Origin of the sequence: Oscillatoria nigro-viridis PCC 7112 (assembly GCF_000317475.1) — a bacterium.
GTDB lineage: Bacteria > Cyanobacteriota > Cyanobacteriia > Cyanobacteriales > Microcoleaceae > Microcoleus > Microcoleus nigroviridis.
The window spans coordinates 5,618,984-5,636,218 of the sequence record NC_019729.1 but is presented as its reverse complement, the minus strand read 5'-3'; the positions used below and the strand labels follow the sequence as shown (position 1 = coordinate 5,636,218).

General features: G+C 44.6%; 19 protein-coding genes. 11 read left to right on the top strand and 8 right to left on the bottom strand.

The annotated features are described in order from the left end of the window. Window positions 1-46 precede the first annotated feature (46 nt). Window positions 47-1,528 carry an ankyrin repeat domain-containing protein gene (locus OSC7112_RS23405; protein WP_015178228.1) on the top strand — a complete coding sequence of 494 codons (1,482 nt, stop codon included), beginning with the start codon at window positions 47-49 and terminating at the stop codon, window positions 1,526-1,528. A 306-nt stretch (window positions 1,529-1,834) separates the two neighbouring features. On the opposite strand, the gene OSC7112_RS23400 is transcribed toward OSC7112_RS23405, so the two are convergent. After that, window positions 1,835-2,758 (bottom strand): 2OG-Fe(II) oxygenase, encoded by a 924-nt coding sequence (locus tag OSC7112_RS23400; RefSeq protein WP_015178227.1) that lies wholly within the window; start codon window positions 2,756-2,758, stop codon window positions 1,835-1,837. A gap of 214 nt (window positions 2,759-2,972) precedes the next feature. Further along, entirely contained in the window at window positions 2,973-4,517 is a 1,545-nt protein-coding gene (purH, locus tag OSC7112_RS23395) for a bifunctional phosphoribosylaminoimidazolecarboxamide formyltransferase/IMP cyclohydrolase (protein ID WP_015178226.1), read from the bottom strand. Window positions 4,518-4,992: 475 nt separating this feature from the next. On the opposite strand from purH, the gene OSC7112_RS23390 reads away from it, so the two are divergent. Then, a complete protein-coding gene (locus OSC7112_RS23390) occupies window positions 4,993-6,885 on the top strand; it encodes a PAS domain S-box protein (protein ID WP_015178225.1) in 1,893 nt (630 codons plus the stop codon). A gap of 202 nt (window positions 6,886-7,087) precedes the next feature. Here the strand turns inward: OSC7112_RS23390 and glcD are convergent, their stop codons facing one another. From glcD to OSC7112_RS23375, 3 genes are all read right to left on the bottom strand, one after another. Continuing rightward, entirely contained in the window at window positions 7,088-8,563 is a 1,476-nt protein-coding gene (gene glcD, locus OSC7112_RS23385) for a glycolate oxidase subunit GlcD (protein ID WP_015178224.1), read from the bottom strand. Window positions 8,564-8,632: 69 nt separating this feature from the next. Further along, window positions 8,633-9,517 (bottom strand): DUF6671 family protein, encoded by an 885-nt coding sequence (locus tag OSC7112_RS23380; RefSeq protein ID WP_015178223.1) that lies wholly within the window; start codon window positions 9,515-9,517, stop codon window positions 8,633-8,635. Window positions 9,518-9,696: 179 nt separating this feature from the next. Then, on the bottom strand, window positions 9,697-10,089 hold the full coding sequence (locus tag OSC7112_RS23375; RefSeq protein WP_015178222.1) for a DMT family transporter: 393 nt from the start codon (window positions 10,087-10,089) through the stop codon (window positions 9,697-9,699). 157 nt (window positions 10,090-10,246) lie between these two features. Between OSC7112_RS23375 and OSC7112_RS23370 the strand changes: the two genes are divergently transcribed. Beyond that, entirely contained in the window at window positions 10,247-11,425 is a 1,179-nt protein-coding gene (locus OSC7112_RS23370; RefSeq protein ID WP_015178221.1) for a glycosyltransferase family 2 protein, read from the top strand. A gap of 130 nt (window positions 11,426-11,555) precedes the next feature. After that, window positions 11,556-12,230 (top strand): class I SAM-dependent methyltransferase, encoded by a 675-nt coding sequence (locus OSC7112_RS23365; protein ID WP_015178220.1) that lies wholly within the window; start codon window positions 11,556-11,558, stop codon window positions 12,228-12,230. Between the two features lie 7 nt (window positions 12,231-12,237). On the opposite strand, the gene OSC7112_RS23360 is transcribed toward OSC7112_RS23365, so the two are convergent. Next, complete coding sequence (locus OSC7112_RS23360; protein ID WP_015178219.1) at window positions 12,238-14,193, bottom strand: BTB/POZ domain-containing protein; 1,956 nt, start codon at window positions 14,191-14,193, stop codon at window positions 12,238-12,240. Window positions 14,194-14,417: 224 nt separating this feature from the next. On the opposite strand from OSC7112_RS23360, the gene OSC7112_RS23355 reads away from it, so the two are divergent. From OSC7112_RS23355 to OSC7112_RS23340, 4 genes are all read left to right on the top strand, one after another. Then, the gene (locus OSC7112_RS23355; protein WP_317623957.1) at window positions 14,418-14,693 is read left to right on the top strand and encodes a type II toxin-antitoxin system PemK/MazF family toxin; all 276 of its coding nucleotides are present in this window, start codon (window positions 14,418-14,420) and stop codon (window positions 14,691-14,693) included. 115 nt (window positions 14,694-14,808) lie between these two features. After that, window positions 14,809-15,021 carry a hypothetical protein gene (locus OSC7112_RS23350; RefSeq protein ID WP_015178218.1) on the top strand — a complete coding sequence of 71 codons (213 nt, stop codon included), beginning with the start codon at window positions 14,809-14,811 and terminating at the stop codon, window positions 15,019-15,021. 92 nt (window positions 15,022-15,113) lie between these two features. After that, window positions 15,114-15,377 (top strand): hypothetical protein, encoded by a 264-nt coding sequence (locus OSC7112_RS23345; protein ID WP_015178217.1) that lies wholly within the window; start codon window positions 15,114-15,116, stop codon window positions 15,375-15,377. Beyond that, window positions 15,377-15,742 carry a type II toxin-antitoxin system VapC family toxin gene (locus OSC7112_RS23340; RefSeq protein WP_015178216.1) on the top strand — a complete coding sequence of 122 codons (366 nt, stop codon included), beginning with the start codon at window positions 15,377-15,379 and terminating at the stop codon, window positions 15,740-15,742. Before OSC7112_RS23345 ends, OSC7112_RS23340 begins: the two co-directional genes overlap by 1 nt. Window positions 15,743-15,816: 74 nt before the next feature. Here OSC7112_RS23340 and OSC7112_RS23335 read toward each other — a convergent pair whose 3' ends face one another. Then, window positions 15,817-16,074, bottom strand: coding sequence for a BrnA antitoxin family protein (locus OSC7112_RS23335; RefSeq protein WP_041622699.1), 258 nt, complete (start codon window positions 16,072-16,074; stop codon window positions 15,817-15,819). Window positions 16,075-16,145: 71 nt separating this feature from the next. Beyond that, window positions 16,146-16,397: a helix-turn-helix transcriptional regulator gene (locus OSC7112_RS23330; RefSeq protein ID WP_041623394.1), complete on the bottom strand. Its 252-nt coding sequence runs from the start codon at window positions 16,395-16,397 to the stop codon at window positions 16,146-16,148. A 148-nt stretch (window positions 16,398-16,545) separates the two neighbouring features. Here OSC7112_RS23330 and OSC7112_RS41925 point away from each other — a divergent pair, with 148 nt between their 5' ends. The 3 genes from OSC7112_RS41925 to OSC7112_RS40105 all read left to right on the top strand — a co-directional run bounded on the left by OSC7112_RS41925 (window position 16,546) and on the right by OSC7112_RS40105 (window position 17,235). Further along, on the top strand, window positions 16,546-16,674 hold the full coding sequence (locus OSC7112_RS41925) for a hypothetical protein (RefSeq protein WP_263053550.1): 129 nt from the start codon (window positions 16,546-16,548) through the stop codon (window positions 16,672-16,674). 172 nt (window positions 16,675-16,846) lie between these two features. Beyond that, the gene (locus OSC7112_RS23320; protein WP_015178213.1) at window positions 16,847-17,089 is read left to right on the top strand and encodes a hypothetical protein; all 243 of its coding nucleotides are present in this window, start codon (window positions 16,847-16,849) and stop codon (window positions 17,087-17,089) included. Further along, window positions 17,086-17,235 (top strand): hypothetical protein, encoded by a 150-nt coding sequence (locus OSC7112_RS40105; RefSeq protein WP_190274258.1) that lies wholly within the window; start codon window positions 17,086-17,088, stop codon window positions 17,233-17,235. Before OSC7112_RS23320 ends, OSC7112_RS40105 begins: the two co-directional genes overlap by 4 nt.

Sequence of the window (17,235 nt, the reverse complement as noted above, 5' to 3'; positions counted from 1 at the left end):
AGGCCGTCTCGTGCGACGGTAAAAATATACGGTATGAGAGACTATTATGCCTGCCACTAAACAAGACGCTGTATTGATTCAAGCCGCCAAGACTGGCAACATTATTCACGTCCAAGCTTTACTTGCTAAGGGTGTTAACGCTAACGCCAAAGACTCTGAGGGGACGACGGCTTTGATGTTTGCTGCCCAAAAGGGCTATACGGAAATTGTGCGTACTATACTAAACAATGACGCTAATGTCAACCATGTGAGCAGGCGTTTTGGGCTGACGGCTTTGATGCTGGCGGCGGCTCACAAACAGGCTGACTCTGTGCGGCTGTTGCTGGCGGCGGGTGCTGATGTTAATGCTAAAAATGATGATGGTAGTACGGCTTTGATGGCGGCTTCTCTCAAGGGCGATATCAATGTTGTGCGGATGTTACTTGATGCTAATGCTGATGTAAATGTGCGAGATAAAGATGGAGATTCGGCTTTGAAAATAGCTGCTTTATCCGGTCATCTAGCTGTTGTTAAAGCTTTGGTGGATGCGGGTGCTGTTGCTGATAATTCTATGCTGTTTTTAGCTGTCCGTCAAGGAAGCGCTGAAATTGTGCGAACTTTGCTCGAGTGTGGGGCGGATGCTAATGTTAAAAATCTAGAGAGCAAAACTGCTTTGATGCTGGCTGCGACGGTGGGAAATTTGGCTGTTGTCGAGGCGCTGTTGGCTGCAGGTGCTGATGTCGAAATTCCCGACAAAAACGGAGAAACTGCTTTAACTTTGGCTGCGGATTCCGGCAATACTGATGTGGTGCAAACTTTGCTTGGTGCGGGTGCTAATGCGAATGTGAAAAATGGAGATGGGGGTACGGCTTTGATGGCCGCTGCTGCTGGAGGAAATGCGCCGATCGCCCATATCTTACTCGATGCTGGCGCGGAGATCGACGCTAAGGATAAAGATGATGAAACTGCTTTGAATTTTGCCGTGGTTGAAGGCTGCGAAGATGTGGTGGAATTGCTCTTAAACCGAGGTGCTAGTGTCGGTGCTAGAAATCGGTTGGGCGATACGCCTTTACTGGTGGCGGCTGTTCACGGCCACAGTGCGATCGTATCGGCTTTGCTGCAAAAAGTAAACTCAAATCGGGCTGATTTCCTGAATGCTAAAAACTTTGGGGAGACGGCTTTGACGCTGGCTGCGTTTCACGGGCATACCGAGACGGTGAAGGCTTTGCTTGACGGCGGTGCCGATCCCAATATCCCGGCGGATTTGGGGAAAACGGCTTTAATGAAGGCGTGCGATCGCGGTTATATTGCGATCGTCCAATTATTAGTAGAAAAACGTGCCGATGTCAACTTGCTGGATGATTCGGGCGCAACAGCTTTAATGTGGGCAGCACATCGGGGTTATACTGATGCAGTAAAGATTTTAATTGATGCTGGTGCAGAACTAAACCACAAAAATCCGGGAAATTATACAGCTTTAATGCTGGCTGAGTTTAAGGGTTATTCCAGTGTGGTGAAATTGCTCAAAAGTGCTGGAGCACTGGAGTAAAAATTAAATTGTTTTGACTAAGGTAATTCTGTCATTCTGAGGGTAGGCTTTGGGAAGTTAAGAAGCTCACATATCGGGACTTACGCATTGTAACGGTGTGGCAAAAGTTGAGATTCTTCGCTGCACTCAGAATGACAAAATTAGGTGATTAGTGCGTCCCGGACAATGAATTATATCATGTCCGATCGATCAACCATAATATCCCGGTCGGGGCGGGTTTTTGAGATTGGAGATTGTTGGCGATTATGGTTGGTGGAACCCGCCCCTACAAAAATCGCGGTAGCTCGACCCGACATGATATTAACCTCAATTTGCTTTGCGTACCCAGCCGTTAATAGTAAAGCGGCTATCGGCAAAAGCTTTCGAGGGACAGCTAACTCGCAAAACTTCGTGCATATAGCGACTCAGAAAAAATACAATGCTATTATTGCGCGGTTCAACGGTTCTAAATGTCTCGGCTGCTACATAAAAATTGTTTTCAATTTTGCTGTCATAAATCTGCAATTCGCCGCCTGAAAAAGCCTTGGGTTCTCGATAGAAATAGTAAACGTAAGTAAAAAATCGGGTGGCGGTATCTGGCGAGCCGCTGTCGTTGTGAAGTTTATAAAAGTTGTTGTCGTTGTGCATGGTTAGCTGAGCTTCTATTTCACCCAGCGGAAATGAGGGAATATTTAATTTTTGCAGCACGTCGGGGAGAATTGCTTTGATACGATTAACCATCAGTTCGGAAAATTCTGGGAACGAATGGAGTACCATCGAACGGCGGTAATCTTCGGCATTGGTTGAGGTGCTGGTAGTCACAAATTCTGATTCTTTTGCTAAGACATATTTAATGAGTTTGTTTTTTTCAGCAGGTGTCAAAAAGTTGTCTATTTGGGCGTAGCGAGATATTAAGTCGTCATTTACAGGCGGCGCAGGGGCGGGAATTTCTGTGGCGGGAATTTCTACGGGAGTTGCAGGCTGCTGCGGTTGCAGTTCCTGCAAGTAAATTGGGGGTTCGGTGACTAATCCGACTAGGTTTTCGCCGGGAAAAGAAAGGGCGGAACGACCTCCGTCTATAGGGATTTGAAATAAGGTGGAAAAACCGGGTGTTTGTTGGGTGCGATCGACTAATGTTTTGATCAGGCTGTGCAATAATGGTGTGTCAGATTTGAGGGTGACGGTGCATTGATGTCCGCCGGTGAGGAGGATTTTGACTTTGATGTCTTGCGGTTGAATTGTGGTATTCATAGCCGTTAGTTATCGAAGAAGTAAAATTTTTTTAGGGCGGGCTAGAAGCCCACCCCACAATAGAACGGGAATTGACTCTTTTCTTTGTGAAACAGGCCGTTAAGCCTGTTTGTGGCGGGATTTCTTCCCACCCCACAATAGAATTAACTCTTCGCTTCACAGGCATCTTGCCTGTTCAGAATAGAGGTGCAAAATGTCATTGCTACGAACTTAATTAATGCAAGAAGTGGCGGATGTCGGTGAAAACCATTGTGATTCCAAGTTGGTTGGCTGCTTCGATGGAATCTCGATCGCGCATACTTCCGCCCGGTTGGACGATCGCAATTATGCCCGCCTCAGCCGCCGTTTTTACGGAATCGTCGAAGGGGAAGAAACCATCGCTGGCCAAAATCGCTCCTTTGCTCTTGTCTCCTGCTTGTTCCAATGCTAGTTTAACCGAACCGACGCGATTCATTTGTCCGGCGCCGACACCAATTGTAGTGCGATCGCGCGTCACAACGATTGCATTTGATTTGACGTGTTTCGCTACTTTCCAAGCAAACAGCAATTCTTCCCACTCTCCCGCCGTCGGCTGTTTCTCAGTAACTGCGCGCCATTTGCTAGTTTCTTCTACTATATTATCTGACTCTTGTACCAGCAAACCGCCTGCAATTATTTTAACTGTTTGTGGCGGCCCTTGAGTCAAATCTGGCAAAATTAATACTCTAACTTTCGCCTTTTTCTTGATAATTTCTTCCGCTTCTGGTTCGCACCCCGGCGCGACGATACATTCTAAAAATGTTTGAGTTAAGGCCGTTGCGGTAGGAGCATCAATCGGGCGGTTGAGGGCGACAATTCCACCGAAAGCTGAGACTGAATCGGTGTCGAAGGCTTTTTGATAAGCTTCAGAAATAGTTGTTCCCAAGGCTGTGCCGCAAGGATTTGTATGCTTCAGAATAGCGGCGGCGGGGGTGTCGGGGAATTCTACGATCAGCCGCCTTGCTGCTTCTAAATCTACTAAATTATTGTAGCTTAATTCTTTGCCTTGCAGGATGGTGCTAGTCGTCCAGCCTGTCGGTGTACTTCCGCTTTGATACCAAGTGGCGGCTTGATGGGGATTTTCGCCGTAGCGGAGAGTTTGCAACTCTTTTCCTGATAAATTAAACTGGTCTGGTAGCGCAGATTTTTCAGCGGATTGGCTGCTGAGATAAGTTGCGATCGCGCGATCGTAGTTTGCTGTATGTTTGAAGGTTTCGAGGGCGCATCTTTGCCGAAACTCTAAGGATGCTTCGCCGCCGTTTTCCCGCAGTTCTTTTAAATAAGTATTGTACTGTTCTGGATCGCACAAAACTGTCAAATGAGCGTGGTTTTTGGCGGAAGCTCTCAACATTGCCGGCCCGCCGATATCTATCTGCTCAATTGCGTCGGCTAGAGTAACTCCTGGTTTAGAAATTGTCTCTTCAAATGGATAGAGATTCACTACAACTAGATCGATCGCCCGAATTTGATTGGCGGTTAAATCTGCGAGGTCTTCCGGTACATCGCGCCGCGCTAAAATGCCACCGTGGATTCGCGGGTGAAGTGTTTTGACTCGCCCTCCCAAAATTTCCGGAGAACCAGTATATTCCGCAACTTTGGTGACTGGGATGCCTGCTTCTTTGAGGGCCGTTGCTGTCCCGCCACTACTAATTATGTCAAATTCAAATTCTTCTACTAGACTGCGCGCTAAGTCGATTAGTCCGGTTTTATTGGATGTGCTCAGAAGTGCTAGACGTGCCATTGGTTTGAAGTTGCGATCGCAAAAATAGATAGGTTATATTCTATATCACATCTGCCCGCAGGGAGATGATTTGGTAATGGCTAATTATGATTATTTTTCCTAAAATAAAGATGAGTTCGCTTATTTTTGACCATATTTTTTGTCAAACTTATATAAGATTTTATACTGACCAGTGGCTTCTAAATATGTAGAACTTGCGCGTGGAACTGGTTATTTTGTGAGTGGGAGGGGGATTGAAGCCATATCCAGCTTGCACGGTTCGTGTCGCTACGTAAGTGTCAATGTTGTTGAAATCACTTAAGAAAACTTAATAGATTTATCTATGGCGATCGCTCTTGAATTTTAACGATGTTTTATGATGAATTCTAAAAGTAATGTGCTAGCATCGGGTGTAAATTGCCCTATCCCTAAACTTCCGGGAAAATTGGGCGATCGCAATACCTTAATCTAAACAATAATTTGGTAGGGTTGAAATATGTTTTTTCAAGAAGCAGATCCAGAAAATAAGCTCAGTAATATTAGCAGGAATCATAAAAAAACTGCTCACAATATGACCCAGAGAACAGAGTACCAACAGATTACAAAAAAAAGAGCCGAGAATTCGACAGAGACCAACATTTCCGAAGCTTATAGTCTGAGTCTGTGCGAACTGCAGCAGATGGAGCGAGCAATGGAACAGCTAAAGCAGGATTTGAAAGCTAGCGAATCTCGGTTTCGGAATGCGATCGAAAAAAATGCCGACGGCATCGCAATCGTTAACAAGCGAGGACTTGTTTGTTTTGCCAACCAGTCAGCAGAAGCGCTGTTTAACTGCAAAGCAGAGGAACTTCTAGGGCAAGCATTTTTTGGCAATTTAGTAGTAGAAGTTTCAGCTTGCGACCTTGAGATGGCGACGGATATTATTCCCCAAGTTGGAAAAACAGAAGCACCAGGAACTCGCGTCGTGCAAACAGAAGTTGAAGCTATTCGCAAGCAAAAAGCAAATGCTGTAGTAGAAATGCGGGTGGTGGAAACGGAATGGGACGGAGAAATGGCTTATTTAGCTACGTTGCGGGACGTTACCGATCGCAAGCGCGCAGAAGAAATGCTTTGGTTGTACGATCGAGCTATAGCAGCTACGAGTACCGGAGTTACGATTTCTGACGCCACTGACCCCGACAATCCAATTATTTATTGCAATCCCGCATTTGAAAGCATGACAGGTTATCGGCGGCAGGAAATTATCGGAAAAAACGGCAGATTTTTGCACGGAAGCGATACCGATCCGGCAGCAGTAGAAATTATTCGCCAAGCCTTGCAAGCAGAAAGCGAATGCAAGGTAATATTAAAGAATTACCGCAAAGACGGAACGGCTTTCTGGAATTGTTTCTCAATATCTCCCGTGCGCGATCGCATGGGCAATTTAACTCATTTTATTGGCGTACAGAGAGACATCACTCAGCGCAAACAAGCCGAAGAAGCCTTGCATAATTCTGAAGCACAAAGCAGAGAACAAGCCGCTCAACTAGCAGCCACACTTAACCAACTCAAAGCCACTAATTCCCAATTAGTTCAAAGCGAAAAAATGTCTAGTTTGGGATTGCTACTGGCCGGCGTCGCTCACGAAATTAACAACCCAGTCAGCTTCATTTACGGCAATCTCGCTCATCTCACAAAGTATACTCAAGACTTGTTTCAGCACCTCGAACTTTATCAACAGCAATATCCTAATCCAGTCGCCAAAATTCAAGAGGAAAGAGAAAAAAACGATCTCGATTTTTTAGCTGAAGATTTACCTAAAATACTGTCTTCAATGAGCGTTGGTGTCGAGCGGATTTGCCAGATTGTGCAGTCGCTGCGGAACTTTTCGCGGCATGACGATTCACAGATGAAACCCGTTAACCTCCACGAAGGTATTAACAGCACGCTGTTAATTCTCAATCACCGTTTGAAAGGGAACGGAGAAAAGCCGCCCATTCAAATTATAAAACACTACGGAGAATTGCCGACTGTTGAGTGTTTTGCTGGGCCGCTAAATCAAGTTTTTATGAATATTCTCAGCAATGCGATCGATGCTTTAGAAGATGCCAACAGTAGGCAAAATTGTCAAGAAATGCTAGAAAACCCCAGCCAGATTAGGATTGGTACGGAAGTTGTCGGCAATTTGGTAGAAATTAAAATTGCCGACAACGGCCCGGGAATAACTGAGCAAGTCAAACAGCAGATATTCGATACATTTTTTACTACCAAGCCCATTGGCAAAGGCACGGGAATGGGTTTGTCAATTAGCTATCAAATTATTGTAGAAAGACACAAAGGCGAATTATACTGTACTTCGGAATTGGGCAAGGGCACCGAATTTACTATCAGAATTCCGATCGCACCTTAGTGCGGAATGTGCAATCTGCACCTTACCAATTTGATATATAGGCAAACCAGCGAGCGGGAATCGCACTCCTACAAAACGAGAAAAATCGTTTTTTCTCGTTCCCAGACTCTGGCTGGGAACGCATACTTAGAGGCGTTGCATCCCGATTGTAGAGACTATTTCAGGGTGCTTTTCTGCTCACATTACCCGCATAAATAGGGAATTAAAAAACCTCCACACCCTCCAACTTTTTAAAAGTTTCCACCTTCGCCCTCGCCGCTTCCCCGCAAGTCTTCGGCGTCGGAAACATCTTCCCAGGATTCGCCAAAGCTTTCGGATTAAACACCTGACGCACCCACTGCATCGTCTCCAAATCTACCTCCGAAAACATATCCGGCATAAAACACTTCTTGTCAGCGCCGATGCCGTGTTCCCCCGAAAGACTTCCCCCAACTTTCACGCAAAGCTTGAGAATTTCCCCGCCCAATTCTTCCACCTTTTCCAGCGCACCTTTTACCGAGTTATCGTACAGAATCAGCGGGTGCAAATTCCCGTCTCCCGCGTGAAATACATTAGCAATCCGATAACCGTATTTCTCGCTCAAGCCCTCAATTTCTTTCAAAACATAAGCCATTTGCGTTCGCGGAATTACGCCGTCTTGCACGTAATAATCCGGGCTGAGATGACCCGCCGCCGCAAAAGCAGCTTTCCGCCCTTTCCAAATTTTTAGGCGCGTTTGCGGGTCTGTTGCCGCGGTGATATTTCGCGCTCCGTTATGCTTGCAGATATCGGCAATCCGCTGTTTGTTTGTGGCAACTTCCACTTCTAAACCGTCGATTTCTACGAGGAGAATTGCGGCCGCATCGCGGGGATAACATCCCGTTGCCACCACATCTTCCACAGCATTGATGCTGATGTTATCCATGATTTCCATGCCGCCGGGAATAATGCCAGCGCTGATAATATCGGAAACCGATTCGCCCGCTGCTTCTATACTGGAAAAATCCGCTAGGAGAACGCAAATTGATTCGGGCGCTTTGAGAATTCGCAAAGTAACTTCTGTAGCGATTCCTAAAGTGCCTTCGGAACCGACAAATACACCTGTTAAATCGTAACCGGGCATTTCGGGAATTTCGCCACCGACATCGACAATCGAACCGTCGGGAAGTACCAATTTTAATCCTAAAACGTGATTCGTTGTGACTCCGTATTTGAGGCAGTGAACGCCGCCAGAATTTTCGGCAACGTTGCCGCCAACCGAACAAACAATTTGACTGGAAGGATCTGGCGCGTAGTAGAAACCGGCGCCGCTAACTGCTTGCGTTACCCAGTTATTAATTACTCCCGGTTGCACGACTACTTGCTGATTTTCTAAGTCTACTTTCAGGATTTTTCGCATCAGGGCAGTAACAATCAGCACGCAGTTTTCTACAGGCAAAGCGCCGCCGGAAAGGCCGGTTCCTGCGCCTCTAGCAACCCAGGGAATTGAGTGGCGATCGCATATTTTGACCACTTGCGCCACTTCCTCGGTAGTTCGAGGCAATACCGCCACGGCGGGGCGCTGGCGGTAGCTGGCGAGTCCGTCGCACTCGTAGACAATCAATTCTTCGCGGCGCTGTACCACCCCATTTTTGCCGACTACAGCCTCGAATTCTTTAATAACGGGTTTCCAGTTGCGTTCTGTTTCTACGGCTATCATTAGTGAATTTAATTAGGGAACTATCAATAATATTGTTGCAAATTTTACTAAGTTTAGGCAATTATTTTTCTAAGGGTTGCAATATTGACACAGGGAAGGATCGGCAGTCTCTCGACCGTCGGGAAACACTTTTTCTTTAGTATAACCGCAGTTTTTGCATTTATAGATTGCCGATCGCGCTAGCTGAGTCGGAAAATAGCAAAGTCCGCAGGGCAATCCGATTTTCGTCTCAGCTATATCGAATCCCGGCCAACCGCACTCCGGGCAGAATTGCTTAAATTTTTTAACTAAATCCAGAGTTGCATTTTCGATGTTTTTCATCCGAGTTGGATTGTACATCGCCCGCATATCTGTTTCGATGTGAACTCGGCCAGTTGACGATTTTTTTAAGCCTGCTGTCACAGCGTCAAAAAGTTGTTTTTCTGTCTTAATGCCCTTGACAATTTCGCCGTTACCGAGGGCAGCTTCGCCAACTACAACCACCAGCGCGTGATCGGGGAATCCAGCTTTTTTAGCAAAATCATTTGCTTCTTCTATACTGGAAACTACCTGGTGACTGTAGTTAGTTTCAACGGACAAATATTCGCCGATAAGTTCTAGATTGTTGGCTCGATCTAATAAAATTACTATTTCTCTGTTAGCTGGCAGATACGGCATCATTGGGTGAGGGCCGAAAGTACCTTCGCTGGCAAAGGCAAGAGTTTCGCCTGCAATTTCTAGGGCTTTTTGTGCTTTATGGCGAGCCGCTTCTATTTGAGTTCCTAAGCGTTTAACTTCTCTGGTGAAGGTGCCGAAAGTGTCAGTGTCAAGCTCCGCAGGTACTAGGATATTTACGCCAAATTCTCGTTCCAAAACAGGAGCCATCACCCGTTCTTTTTGGTGCATGGTAGCAAGAACTGCGGTGCGATCGCTCAATAATTGATTGGGATTCACAGGCTCAGAAATATTAGACATACAGCAGCATCATTTTAGGACACAAAACTCACATACACCCTTTCCACCGCCCCACAACCGATAGAAACCCTGACTTAACTTCCGAATCTAAATTTTAGATATCAGTTAAATATCCATGATATTCACCTGTGGACTTAATTTAAAATTATTCAATCGTCAATCGTCAATCTAAAATCGTATTAGTTGCCTCCAGTTACTCCCCCAGCTTGACCTCTGAGTACAAAAATTACTCCCGTCATAATTAGTGCCACGCCTACCAACCGCAGCGGCGGCAAAGGCTCGTTAAATATAAGTTTGCCGCCTAAAACAGTAAACAAGTAACTAATGGACAGTAAAGGCGAGACTATGCTAATGTTGGCGCGAGACAAAACTACGATAAAGCCGATCGAAGAAACTGCATACAAACACAGACCTGCAACTATCAAAGGCTGAGTTGCCATTGCTAGGACTTTTTCTACTAAATTAGCAGCGCCAATGGGCCCTAATATTTTAGCTCCTGCCTTCAGAATAAATTGGCCTAAAACACTGCACAAAATAGCACCAAGCAAAACTATAAAAACGCTTCTACTCATAAGTTCAGTAACCTATATTACAATCACAACTTGCTGTTCCCAAAAAGCTTAAAAGCTTTAGTTAAGTTTTGTTTAGTTTTCTTCACCACTACTATTTTAAGGATAGATACTGGAAAAGATAAGTATTGTCGATCGCCAGCAACAGTAGAACAAACATATGGCAGAGCAGACTAACACCAACAGGGAATGCACTCTCGAACTCTCGATACTCATGCCCTGCCTCAACGAGGCAGAAACTTTAGAAATCTGCATCGAGAAAGCGCAGAAGTCCCTGCGCGAACTTGATATTGCCGGCGAGGTAATCATAGCAGACAACGGCAGCACTGACGGTTCTCAAGATATCGCTACGAGCATGGGGGCCCGAGTCGTACCCGTAGCGGCCAAAGGCTACGGCAGCGCCCTCATGGGAGGCATCATCGCAGCGCGCGGAGTTTATATTATCATGGGCGATGCTGACGACAGCTACAATTTTTCAAACCTCGGCGCTTTTGTCCACAAATTGCGAGAAGGTTTCGACTTAGTAATGGGAAACCGGTTTCAAGGGGGCATCAAACCGGGGGCCATGCCGCCGCTGCACAAATATTTAGGAAATCCGGTGCTGACATGGGTTGGACGGCTATTTTTTGCAAGTCCCGTCGGCGATTTTCACTGTGGACTCAGGGGTTTTAGGAGAGACTCAATTTTGAAACTCGACTTGCAAACGACGGGGATGGAATTTGCTAGCGAAATGGTGGTCAAGGCCTCTGTATACAAGCTGCGGATAACTGAAATCCCAACCGTACTTTCTCCCGACGGCCGCAGCCGGCCGCCGCACTTGCGAACTTGGCGAGATGGCTGGCGGCACCTGCGATTTTTGCTGCTATACAGTCCTCGGTGGCTGTTTTTGTATCCGGGTACTGCGCTGATGATTTGGGGTCTAATTGTTAGCATTTGGCTGTTGCCCGGTACTCAAAAAATCGGGGCTATCAACTTTGATGTACACACGCTGCTGTATGGTGCGATCGCAATTATCATCGGTTTTCAAGCAGTAACTTTCGCTTTTTTCACCAAAATTTTCGCTATCAGCGAGAAATTCCTGCCCGAAGACCCCAAACTCAACAAAATATTTCGCTATGTCACCCTAGAGACAGGATTGATTGTCGGAGTCACGCTGATTTTAATCGGAATAGTTGGCTCGTTATTGTCATTAACTATCTGGAACGAAACGGCTTTCGGTTCTCTCGACCCTTCTAAAACTCTGCGTTTGGTTATTCCCTCGCTCACTTGCCTGACTGTCGGTTTGCAGATAGTTTTTTCGAGCTTTTTTCTCAGCGTACTAGGCTTAAAGCGCAGGTAAAATAATTAGATGTAAAATTTGGTTACAAATTTCAGCAAACATGATTTAACTTGCCCAAATCCTGTGTTAAATCCGTCGCGAACACTCGGGCTTAAACCAGGTTGTCAGTTGATCTCAAACCTGAAATTATATGACACTAACTGAAAACAACTCCAGCGAGTATGTTGGTCCCAAGCTAGGCGGTTTCGCAACTAAACTATCTTGGTACGCCCGCCAAAAAATGTTCGATTTCCTCATGGCATTAGCCAATCCCAGCGCCGCCACAACCGTGTTGGATGTAGGAGTAACTTCCGACCGCCGCGAAGACTGCAATTTCTTTGAGAAACTTTATCCGCATAAGGACAAAATCACCGCAGTCGGTATAGAAGATGCTGCGTTTTTAGAAAAAGAATATCCAGGTTTAAAATACGTGTGTTCTGATGGATTAAGCTTGCCATTTCCCGACAAAAGTTTTGATTTAGTCGTGAGTTTTGCCGTAATCGAACACGTCGGAAGTCGGACTCAGCAACAAGCTTTTGTTCGGGAACTTTGCCGCGTCGGCAAAACTTGCTGCATCACAACTCCCAACCGCTGGTATCCCGTAGAATTCCACACTGCTGTTCCCCTAATACACTGGTTTCCCCCCTCTTGGTTTCGAGCTTTGCTGAAATTGCTCGGCAAGCACTTTTTCGCCAAAGAGGAAAATCTCAACCTTCTATCCGAAAAAGAGGTATTAAAGATGCTACCAGCAGATGCTGAAGTTTATACCAGATATTTCCGGCTGCTCGGTTTGATATCTAATCTCCTCTTTTATTTCGTCATCTAAAAAGTTGCTACTTACGCTGAGATCCCAAATCCAGCACAAACTTTTCTCCGTCTTCATAGAGCTTTTTTCGAGTTTTTGCAAGTTGCTGCACGTTATCCCGAAAGTCGTGAGATAGTTGTGATTGCAGTCGAAACCAAGATGACAATCCAGGTCCTGAAGTATCTACATCTGCGGGATGATTGAGACTCCAAGACGAATAAGCGATGTATCGAATAGATTTGGAAACTAAATAGTTTGCCAAGGCTTCCGGGCCTTTGAATGCAGGCATTCCGGGAGGCAAACTCGCTCCCCCCGGCCAGTCGGCGAGGAAAAGTTGATTTCGTTTAAAATCTAGGATAAAAGGTGCATCTAGCCTGGTTAAAACTGTTTCTCCCTGTGGAATTGACTGTTGCAGTGCTGCATACTGCAACTTTTGCTTAGCTGAAACTAAAGATGGACTCGTTAGTCCGAATTTAATATTTTTCACATAAGCTGAATAAGTATTTTTAGTGAGATCCCAGCGGTAGCTGAGTGTAAGACCTGCACAAAATACAGCGACAATAAAAAAGTTAGGAATCGCGTTTTTATTTAACCCTCCTGTATCAGTCATGGCGATCATAATTAATATGATAATTGCCGGAAACAGGTGAGAGAATGAATAGCGAAAAGGGTCGGCATTTTCGGTAAGTACGCCTACAAGAACTGTTGCCACTAGCGCTGCAACTGTCATAGATAAAGGTGCTTGGCGGTTCGAGAACGAGGATTCGGCGGGTAAATTAGCAAATTTCAGAGGTCGGATACTTAAGCTCAAGCAGCCGAGCAATATCAGTATCAAAACGTAAATACCTCTGAATGCTCCGAGGGCTGTTTTAACAGTTCCCAAGAGTGTCCCACCTGATTTGAAAGTGATGCCGTAGGCGGAGGCGTGATAGCCTTTTCCCAAAAGAGGATACAATAAAGTACCTGAAGATTGATACAAAGAAATCATCCAAGGTAGGAGAAATATTCCTACTAATACTGTGGCCAGCCCGAATTCCCATACAACTTTTAGTTTGGTATTTGAACTAATAAAATAGCAAAGGTAGCTAACTGCAAATACAATAACCGAGGCGGGAATTAGAGAAGATTTTAAAGTACAAATTGCTGCGGAAATTAAAGCGATAATACAAGCATTGGAAACCCAAGAGCTGCGGTCTATTTCTTTGCTGTCAAGGGTTCTAAACAAACTTAAAAATAAAGCGACAGGCAGCATGATACTTGTAGTGTTTGCCTTGGGGACAGGAATCAATATAACCAATAAAATTGTAAATATTACTCGTCTAGTCGAGGCTGGATTGTCTTTAAAAAATCCGATAATTAGTGCGAGTGTAATTATCAGCGCCAAACCCGGGTCTATGATGTTTAAATTAGTGTCGGAAAGTACGCTGACAATGAAAGTATGGAGAAATGACTGTCCGCCCAAAGATGTTATTCTTCTTTCGCTAAAAGGCTCTAGGCCCATCGAACCGAGTTGCAGCATTTTGTGGGGAAATACTAAGTAAGCGTGGTAGTCATCGCTGGTATTAAACCCGTCAGCATACACCATGTTGGCAAAGTTGAGTCTGCCTGTATAAACCCATCCGGCATATTGGATTAAAATCAAAAAACTAACTATGGCAATGCCTGATAAGATAATTTTATCTTGGCGACTTTCTTCAAATAGCTGTGATAGATTAGTGGCGATTGATTGTCTGTGATTTACCAAATCTACTAGACAATAAATGAGTCCCAAACCTAAAAAAATCAAAATAGTGGTTGGCGAGATATTCCAAGTTGCGTTTAATACACCGCCAATTATAAGGCTGAAAGCTAGACCCCAAGCGGCTCTTTGTCCCCAGTCAACTCGCTGCTTGGGAAACAGGATATGGTTGAGGGCTTTTCCCCAACCTGTGAGCGATAGTAGCAGGCAAATTCCCCAGGAGAATGATATTATGTATGAAATCATCGGTGTCAGAGTCTCTTTTTTAAAATTGTTAACTTGTAATAAGATTATTTGTTAAGTATTTGCGATTGTGCGATAAATCTTTGTCTATCGTACAATACGATGTAAATTTAGTCAATTTGGGAAGCGCTGCAATTGGGAGAATCTCCTGTATGAACCGGGGAGAAGTCTATGATGCTAGACTTGAAGCTGTTGAGGATTCTTAACAAGGATGAACCCGTCCTGTTATCATGGTTAGTCGAGCTACAATCAATACATATAGCCCTGTAGTTTTGGCTATTCCCTGCACTACTTATCAAACGGGTAAACGAGTTTATGCCACTCAGATATTAATTAAAGCTCCCGACGGTGGATTAACCAACGATTCTATCGCTATGGCAGATCGACTACGGGTATTATCTAAATCTCGTTTATTGAGTTTACGAGGAATGCTTAGTGATGAAGCAATACTTCTGCTGAATCAAGCTTTATTAATTGCCTTGGATTTGCCGGGTCAAGTTTAATTGCACTTGAGGAAAATCAGGGCGATCGTACTTGGGGAAGATAAAGGCGATCGCACTTCCTTCGCTCCTAAATTGGTATAATGACAATCAGCCCAAAAATCTCAACATAAAGCCTATGTCTACTTATAGCGAGGTACTGAGTCAGGCTCAAAGTCTTACTCTTGAAGAGCAACAGCAACTGTTAAAAGTATTGTCAGCATTGGTTCGCGATCGGGTAACAACCCAGACTCAGGGTAGCAGTGAAAGATTGCCCAGGAAAAATTTAAAGAGATGGCGAGGTTTTTTTGCCGTATCGTGTGGATGCTTTGGAATTACAGTTGCAACTTAGAGCAGAATGGGATGAGTAAGATAGGGAAGAAAAGGGCGAGCCAGTAATCCAAGGGCTATAATAGTAAAAATCAAGAATAGTTGATATTAGCTATGCAACGAATATTTGAGGCTATATTGAAGGGAAATCTTTTAGAATGGGCTAATGACATTCCAAGACAAGGCGATCGCCCTGTCAGAGTTTACGTTACTTTACAAGAAGAGCGATCGACTTTAAGTGCGGAGTTTCGCCGTCAGAGAATAGTTGAAATATTGGAAAAAATTGCAGCAAATAATGTCTTTGCTGATATTAGCGATCCGGTGGAATGGCAGCGAGATTTGCGTCAAGACCGTCCACTTCCAGGTAGGGATGAATAATGCTGCTAGACAGTAATATTATTATCTACGCTTCCCAGCCAGAAAACTCGCAGATTAGGCATTTTATTGGGGAAAATGACATAGTTGTATCGGGAATAAGTTACGTTGAAGTCTTGGGTTATCCTCGGCTAAATGAAGAGTATAGATTGTACTTTGAGGAATTCTTTGGTGTGGTGGAGGTTCTACCAATTTCTAACGCTGTACTCGATCGCGCAGTGCTGTTGCGACAGATAAGGAGAATGACACTTGGGGATGCTATTATTGCGGCAACAGCTTTGGTATATGACAGAACTTTAGTAACAAGAAATATAGGGGATTTTCGGTGGATTGCTGAACTCACACTGATTAACCCGTTTGAGGCTTAATCAAGACGGGCGATTCCCTAGGGGATAGCTTCGCTTCACGCGCTTTGGGAAGATAAGGGCGATCGTACATTTATTTATTCACGGCTTTTTGCGTGATGTTCAACATAAGAGCGCAGCACAGCGTTCATTAGAGATTGATAGCCTTTTCCTTGGCTTTTAAACCAATCTAATACTTCGCTATCAACCCTTAAAGAAATAGCTTGTTTTGTCCGTGGTGTTACGAGTTTTGCTTTTGCCCAAAAATTCGCATCTAATTCAGGAATATCAGAGGTATCGATCGCAGATTCTGGAATATTTTCTAATTCTTCAAGTCGTTTGCGCGAGATAGTCATATTCAAAGTACCTAAAACTGTATATACAAAGCGTATATACTTATAGGATAGCATAAAGGGCGATCGGATACTCACTCAGGCGGGCCAAAGCGATCGGGCAAGTCATCAAGAGTTAACCCGCGCGATCGCAAAAAATTTGCCAAAGCTTTCATCTGGGCAATTGTGAATGTCGGCACATTATCTCCGGCTTCCCAGCGACTCACAGTGCGTACCGATGTCCCAATTTGCCTAGCAAATTCTTCTTGGGACATTCCTAACTCATCTCTGAGTTTTTTCAGCGGTGATTCGCCAGCTTCTTCTTGAGGTTGTCTTCGCTTAATCATTACAAAATGTGACATAGTGTCTAGACTACTTGACAAAACAACTTTGTCCAGACACTATGTCTATATAGACAGCAAAAGGGCAGAGTACGGGAAATCAGCCCTGCCTTTCTAGTGTCTCATTTTGTCCGCAATCTATTGCAGAACTAGGATGAACTACAAACAACAACTTTACCCGTGGGTGATTTATCGCCACCTGCCCAACCTGCAACGCCTGACTGTGGCGCGTTTTCGCCGCCGAAACGATGCCGAGGAACACTTGCGGATTATCAAAAGATAGCTGCCGCAAGCGGAGTTTGCGATCGCCTTTGAGGTGAATTCGCAACAGCTAACAAATTGTGTAAGATAGTATAAGAGCGATCGAACTTTGGGAATAAAAGGGCGATCGCTTTTCCCATAATTTTAAATTGAGATATAATAGAGAGCAAGCAAAAACTCTTACAACCAAGTCTATGTTTACTTATAGCAAGGTACTGAATCAAGTTAAAAGCCTCACGCTTGCAGACCAACTGCGGTTATTAGAAGACTTGAAAAAAATGATTCAGTTACGAGAAGAAGTTGCCGAAGATAATGAAGTAATTTCAGCAGAAGAAATAGCAGAGAGCGAGGCAGCTTGGCAAGATTACCAAGCTGGTCGCGATCGGGGGATATCCTCCCAAGAACTCAAATTGAAGCTATTTGGAGAAAAAAATTGACTGACTACATTCTCCTGAAAGCAGCAGAACGCTATTTATCGCGAATGCAACCGGATGACCAAGTACGAATTGTCAAGGCTTTAGATACTTTAGTAAGTGACGATAGAGGGCTTGACATTAAGCAACTTAAAGGACTAGGAGATTAA

Bases quoted from the DNA above. Each gene is read 5' to 3' on its own strand.
- OSC7112_RS23390 (WP_015178225.1), top strand. From the start codon at position 4,993: ATGTTTTTTCAAGAAGCAGATCCAGAAAATAAGCTCAGTAATATTAGC.
- glcD (WP_015178224.1), bottom strand. From the start codon at position 8,563: ATGATAGCCGTAGAAACAGAACGCAACTGGAAACCCGTTATTAAAGAA.
- OSC7112_RS23345 (WP_015178217.1), top strand. From the start codon at position 15,114: ATGCAACGAATATTTGAGGCTATATTGAAGGGAAATCTTTTAGAATGG.
- OSC7112_RS23360 (WP_015178219.1), bottom strand. From the start codon at position 14,193: ATGATTTCATACATAATATCATTCTCCTGGGGAATTTGCCTGCTACTA.
- OSC7112_RS23335 (WP_041622699.1), bottom strand. From the start codon at position 16,074: ATGACTATCTCGCGCAAACGACTTGAAGAATTAGAAAATATTCCAGAA.
- OSC7112_RS23340 (WP_015178216.1), top strand. From the start codon at position 15,377: ATGCTGCTAGACAGTAATATTATTATCTACGCTTCCCAGCCAGAAAAC.
- OSC7112_RS23365 (WP_015178220.1), top strand. From the start codon at position 11,556: ATGACACTAACTGAAAACAACTCCAGCGAGTATGTTGGTCCCAAGCTA.
- OSC7112_RS23320 (WP_015178213.1), top strand. From the start codon at position 16,847: ATGTTTACTTATAGCAAGGTACTGAATCAAGTTAAAAGCCTCACGCTT.
- OSC7112_RS23400 (WP_015178227.1), bottom strand. From the start codon at position 2,758: ATGAATACCACAATTCAACCGCAAGACATCAAAGTCAAAATCCTCCTC.
- OSC7112_RS23370 (WP_015178221.1), top strand. From the start codon at position 10,247: ATGGCAGAGCAGACTAACACCAACAGGGAATGCACTCTCGAACTCTCG.
- OSC7112_RS23330 (WP_041623394.1), bottom strand. From the start codon at position 16,397: ATGATTAAGCGAAGACAACCTCAAGAAGAAGCTGGCGAATCACCGCTG.
- purH (WP_015178226.1), bottom strand. From the start codon at position 4,517: ATGGCACGTCTAGCACTTCTGAGCACATCCAATAAAACCGGACTAATC.
- OSC7112_RS23405 (WP_015178228.1), top strand. From the start codon at position 47: ATGCCTGCCACTAAACAAGACGCTGTATTGATTCAAGCCGCCAAGACT.
- OSC7112_RS23350 (WP_015178218.1), top strand. From the start codon at position 14,809: ATGTCTACTTATAGCGAGGTACTGAGTCAGGCTCAAAGTCTTACTCTT.
- OSC7112_RS41925 (WP_263053550.1), top strand. From the start codon at position 16,546: ATGAACTACAAACAACAACTTTACCCGTGGGTGATTTATCGCCACCTG.
- OSC7112_RS23375 (WP_015178222.1), bottom strand. From the start codon at position 10,089: ATGAGTAGAAGCGTTTTTATAGTTTTGCTTGGTGCTATTTTGTGCAGT.
- OSC7112_RS23380 (WP_015178223.1), bottom strand. From the start codon at position 9,517: ATGTCTAATATTTCTGAGCCTGTGAATCCCAATCAATTATTGAGCGAT.